Here is a 1,761-nt window from a genome sequence, read left to right as displayed (position 1 = left end):
CTATCACTTAAACGTAATGCACCTAAAAACTATAATTTTCTATTTTAAAGTATAATTACAGTTAATTACGCCATTTGAAACAAAAAGACACTTCTTAAAATATGAGAAGTGTCTCCTTATTAAAAAAGGCTGTACACTTTTAACGGTTGGTGAGTAAAATCATCAATCGTTATTTTTTATGTTTGAATACAAAAAAAGCACAAATATCTCTATAATTATAAGTGACCAAACCATAATTAAAGGAGAGATATCTGTGCCATATCTTTATAATAAAACAAATTGTCTCGGTTTAAAAGTTAATAATATATATTTTACAAATAAAGCACCTAAAGAAATATACTATAAGTGTATAAAAACGCTATTTTATAGTGCTGTTTTGACCTATGATGCGATTGCCTGTGAATGTTGTGGTATTAAGAACGAAAATCATATCATAATTAAAAATGGAAAGCGTCAAACATTGATTTATATGGGAGAAGTCATTTATAAACCTGCTTATTTGGAACTATATAAACAGCGATTTTACTGTAAAGCTTGTGGCGAAACATTCACTGCTAAGACATCTTTCGTTCAACCAAAATCTACGATTTCGAATTCAGTAAAGCTAGCCATTGCTGAAAAAGTTTCGGAAGCACGCTCAGAGAAAGCAATAGCTCATGACTTATTAATCTCACCTTCCACTGTACATCGACAAATAAAACTCATTGCTCAACAGGTTAAGCCTAAGATATCAGATATATTGCCAAATCATATGTCTTTTGATGAATTTAAATCTACGAAAGATGTTGAAGGCGCTATGAGTTTTATTTACTGTGATGGTGAAACTCATGAAATTTTAGATGTTCTACCTGACCGACGAAAAAATGCACTTGAAGCTTATTTTAATCGGTTTTCTCTTAAAACACGGAAACGTGTTAAAACAATATCTGTTGATATGTATAAGCCCTATATAGAATTGATAAAAAAATTATTTCCGAATGCCAAAATCATTATCGATCGCTTTCATATTGTACAAGCAATAAATAGAGAAATTAATCGTTGCCGTGTATCAGTAATGAATAATAAACGTATGAAAAATAGACCCGAATATAATAAATTGAAGCGTTATTGGCGTCTGTTTTTGAAGAACCCTTATCATTTGAATTCTACTCATTATCATCCATTTCGACTTTTTAAAAGTTGGCAAAGTACCTACAGTGTATTACAGTATTTACTTACTTTAGATGACAAATTAAAAGTAACATACCGCACGGGGCATCAGATTCTAAATGCCCTAAGATTGAACAGTACAAAACATTTCGAACTAGCTTTAAACCAAGCTAAAAACGAAGAAATTTTTGAAGGACTCAAGCGTATTATTAAAACATTTAATGACTATTTACCATTTATTGAAAACACTATGAATTATCCAAGTTTCACGAATGGCCCAATTGAAGGTACCATTAACAAAATCAAATTGATAAAGAGAAACGCCTACGGCTATCGTAATTTTATAAACTTTAGAAATAGAATCCTTATAGTTTCTAGATTATTTGTCTCAGAACATAAAAAATACATCAAGCAACAATATCAAGTTGCTTGATGTATCAAATTGTATTTATTTCTTATAGACCAACCGTCATTGACAAAGAGCCGTTAATTAATAAGAAAAAGAAGCGTACATAATGACAATAACTTGCGATAAGCATTGTCATTAGTACGCTTCTTTTAATTGTTTGATTTAAAGTTTTAAACAAATACTATTTATACGTATCAACGTCG

Annotated in this window: 1 protein-coding gene; it reads left to right on the top strand. The window is 30.2% G+C overall.

Translation table 11 applies throughout. The annotated features are described in order from the left end of the window. Positions 1 to 253: 253 nt before the first annotated feature. On the top strand, positions 254 to 1,582 hold the full coding sequence (locus ACF91D_RS30120; RefSeq protein ID WP_392438406.1) for an ISL3 family transposase: 1,329 nt from the start codon (positions 254 to 256) through the stop codon (positions 1,580 to 1,582). Positions 1,583 to 1,761: the final 179 nt, after the last annotated feature.

It is taken from the genome of Staphylococcus sp. 231237_7MaSpsaltlick (genome assembly GCF_043107035.1).
This window is presented reverse-complemented; position numbering and strand designations above follow the sequence as displayed.